Source organism: Nocardia cyriacigeorgica, from assembly GCF_029868385.1.
GTDB classification, from domain to species: domain Bacteria; phylum Actinomycetota; class Actinomycetes; order Mycobacteriales; family Mycobacteriaceae; genus Nocardia; species Nocardia cyriacigeorgica_F.
The window spans coordinates 1-3,297 of record NZ_JARWNX010000010.1 but is presented as its reverse complement, the minus strand read 5'-3'; the positions used below and the strand labels follow the sequence as shown (position 1 = coordinate 3,297).

The 3,297-nt window shown below is 63.7% G+C and carries 4 protein-coding genes; 1 reads left to right on the top strand and 3 read right to left on the bottom strand.

Annotated elements, in window-relative coordinates:
* Positions 1-299 precede the first annotated feature (299 nt).
* On the top strand, positions 300-1,772 hold the full coding sequence (locus QH168_RS00500) for an AAA family ATPase (RefSeq protein WP_280232345.1): 1,473 nt from the start codon (positions 300-302) through the stop codon (positions 1,770-1,772).
* Positions 1,773-1,867: 95 nt separating this feature from the next.
* On the opposite strand, the gene QH168_RS00495 is transcribed toward QH168_RS00500, so the two are convergent.
* From QH168_RS00495 to QH168_RS00485, 3 genes are all read right to left on the bottom strand, one after another.
* A complete protein-coding gene (locus tag QH168_RS00495) occupies positions 1,868-2,509 on the bottom strand; it encodes a Fic/DOC family protein (RefSeq protein WP_280232344.1) in 642 nt (213 codons plus the stop codon).
* A complete protein-coding gene (locus QH168_RS00490; RefSeq protein ID WP_084475679.1) occupies positions 2,440-2,757 on the bottom strand; it encodes an antitoxin VbhA family protein in 318 nt (105 codons plus the stop codon). Before QH168_RS00490 ends, QH168_RS00495 begins: the two co-directional genes overlap by 70 nt.
* A 98-nt stretch (positions 2,758-2,855) precedes the next feature.
* The coding region (locus QH168_RS00485) for an AMP-binding enzyme (protein ID WP_280232343.1) at positions 2,856-3,297 on the bottom strand (442 nt) is incomplete at its 5' end.

Sequence of the window (3,297 nt, the reverse complement as noted above, 5' to 3'; positions counted from 1 at the left end):
CCGCGGTGCCGAGTACCCAGCCGACTGTGGTGCCCTCGACGTCCTCCCGGACCTGTTGCACATCGCGGTCGGTGGTGATGATCCCGACCCGTTCGGCATCGGTGACCAGTTCGCGGAGTTCGCGGCTGCGATACATCGGGTCGAGCAGGAAGGCGATCGCGCCGAGTTTCCAGGCCGAGTGGGCGCGGGCACTGGGTATCGAACCCGGTGTACAGATCCTGCTGAGCGACGCGAGCTGATCCGCGACAGTCCGGTCTATTATAACTCCACCTATAATAGATCGAGTTATAATAGATTTCATGCTGAAGCCCGAGACCATGTTCGATCGCGAGCACGAGTGGTCGGAACTGACCCGATTTGCCACCTACCCTGGGCCGCAGCCGGCGCTGGGTATCGTTTCGGGTCGTCGCCGGCAAGGAAAGACCTTCCTTCTCGACGCGGTATGCGAGGCAACCGGCGGGTTCTACTTCGCGGCCACCGAGGCGACCGAACCCGAGTCTCTGCACCAGCTCGGTAGCGCTCTGGCGCGGTATCTCGGCGAGCCGGTGCCGCGCCGGTTCGCCGGGTGGTCGGAGGCAATCGAGACAATCATGACCCTGGGTGCTGGTGACCGGCCCCTGACAGTGGTCCTCGACGAGTTTCCCTACCTGGCCAAGGCGTCACCCGAGCTGCCGTCGTTGATCCAGCGCGCATTCGATCCGGCCGGTCGGCGCCACGCCGGTGCCATCCGCCTGTTGCTGTGCGGTTCGGCCCAGTCGTTCATGAGCAAACTGCTCGTCGGAAGCGCCCCGTTGCGGGGACGCGCAAGCCTGGAGCTTGTCGTGCCGACCCTCAACTACCGGCTGGCGCGAGAATTCTGGGAAATCGATGACCTGTCGCTGGCGTTCCTGGTGAACGCCGTGGTGGGGGGTACGCCAGCGTACCGGCGCGAATATACGCTCGGTGACACACCCGCCGACCGCGAGGATTTCGGACCGTGGGTGGTCCGTAATGTGCTCAACTCGTCGAGGCCGCTGTTCCGGGAAGCGCGGTTCCTGCTGGCGGAAGAGCCCGAACTACGGGAAAGCGCGCTCTATCACGGTGTTCTCGCGGCGATTGCCGAGGGTAACAACACCCGGGGCGGCATTGCGAGCTTCCTCGGCCGCAAGTCCACCGACCTCGGGCACCCGCTTACCGTCCTGGAAGACGTCGGCATGGTCGCCCGCGAACAGGACGCCTTCCACGCCCGCCGGTCCACTTACCGGATCACCGAGCCGCTGCTGACGTTCTATTACGCGATCATACGCTCGGAATGGAGCGACCTCGAACGCCCGGGGCACGCCACTGAGGTATGGGAACGCTCGGGGCCCACCTTCACAAGTCAAGTACTCGGTACGCATTTCGAGCAGTTGTCGCGTGCGTGGTGCCGGTGGTACGCAGCCCCAGGCACCGTGGGAGGCAGGCGCACGCATGTGCTTTCCGGAGTTCTGCCCGACCCCGCGGGTAAGACCGGCCATCAGTTGGACGTCGTAGTGTTCGGGCGGGACGCCGGTGGTGCGGAACGGATCCTCGCGATCGGTGAGGCGAAGAACCATGCGGTTGTCGGGGAGAAACAGCTCAACCGCCTCGACAGGATCCGAGATCTGCTGGTCCAACGCGATCCCCGCGCGTCGCGGCAGACCAAACTGCTGCTCTTCACCGGATACGACTTCACCCCCGAACTGCGCGCCGTGGCGGATTCCCGCGACGATGTGGAATTGATCGACCTCGAGCGGCTGTATCGGGGCGACTGACACCTGACGACTGCAGCAATCGGGCCAGAACAGTGAAGTAGCTCCGTCACCGGCTGACGAACGCCGAGACAGCAACGAATGACGTGCGTATCGGGCTACTCCGGCTGGACCAGTCGGTCGAGTAGGCCGCGCAGAGGCCTGTTGTCGCCGACCAGCGAGAGTCTCGACGCTGTGGCGTTCTCCACCGGATCGAGTAGGGACCAATCGATCGGGTGGCCTGCCTGGCGGGCGAGTTGGCCGAAGAATGCACGCTGAGCGCGGCCGTTGCCTTCGCGGAACGGGTGGATCGCGTTGACTTCGGCGAGGAAATGGGTGAGGCGGTCGACGAATACTTGCCGGGTTGCTCCGCGGAGGAAATTCTCGGCCGCAAGCTGTCCGAACACCTGCGCGGCATAGGAGTCGATATGGGATGGCAGGCAGAAGGGTTCTGTGCGTGCGATGCCGATGGTTCGGACTTCTCCCGCCCAGGGGTAGATATCGCCGAAGATCTCGAGGTGGAATGCGCACAGGTGTCGTAGATCGTAGCCGCCCGGCAGTATGCGGATTCGCAGGTCGGCCAGCGCCGCGTAGGTGAGGTCGGCCTCGGCGCGGCGTAGCTTTTCTTCGTCGGTGATGCCGAGCCGGTTTCTCAATACACCTGATTCGGGATCGAGATAGGGGTCTATTGTCACGTCGCGCCGTGCAGTTCGCGAACCATTTGACGCATCTGCTCGGTGCTGATCTCGCCCCGCGACCATCGGGCCGTGATGTCGTCGGCTTCAGGACTGGGGGTCAGACCTTCGGCGCGTACCGACGCCCTGGCCTCCGCGGTCGCGCGAGTACGCTCGGCGGTCAACTCCTCGAAGACTTCGACAGGGATCATCACGGCTTCGGTCTTGCGTCGTGAACCGACTCCGACCGGTGTTCGGTCGCCGTGGCGGAATCGATCGAGCATTCGCGGTAGCCGCTCGCGGGCTTCCCTAACTGACCACGTCTCGATCAACATGCTTAAAGTGTACCCGAACGTGTACACATTCTGGATGGTAGAGGCCTTCTGCTGTTCAAGTCCCTCAGGCCGCGCCGTTGTCGCCGATCAGCTGGAACTCATTGTGTTGTCCGGGTGTCTTGCAGGTGCTCGCGCAGCGCTCGTCGGCGGATCTTGCCGGTTTGTGTTTTGGGTAGGTCGGCGAGTATTCCCACGGACCTGGGCCGCTTGTAGGGCGCGAGGCGTTCCCGGGCGAACGCGATCAGCGCGTCGGCGTCGGCGGTGTGGCCGTCTTTCAGAGAGACGTAGGCGGCTACCGACTCGCCTCGGTATTCGTCAGCAACGCCCACGACAGCAGCTTCGAGTACGGCCGGATGTTCGTAGAGAACATCCTCGACCTCGCGCGGCCATACCTTGTAGCCGGAGACGTTGATCTGGTCTTTTATTCGGTCGACCAGGTACACCCAGCCCTGTTGGTCGACGATCGCGCTGTCGCCGGTGCGGAGCCGACCTTCGGGGAGAGCGGCCTCGGATTCTTCTGGTTTGTGCCAGTATCCGCGG

Bases quoted from the DNA above. Each gene is read 5' to 3' on its own strand.
- QH168_RS00500 (WP_280232345.1), top strand. From the start codon at position 300: ATGCTGAAGCCCGAGACCATGTTCGATCGCGAGCACGAGTGGTCGGAA.
- QH168_RS00495 (WP_280232344.1), bottom strand. From the start codon at position 2,509: ATGGTCGCGGGGCGAGATCAGCACCGAGCAGATGCGTCAAATGGTTCG.
- QH168_RS00490 (WP_084475679.1), bottom strand. From the start codon at position 2,757: ATGTTGATCGAGACGTGGTCAGTTAGGGAAGCCCGCGAGCGGCTACCG.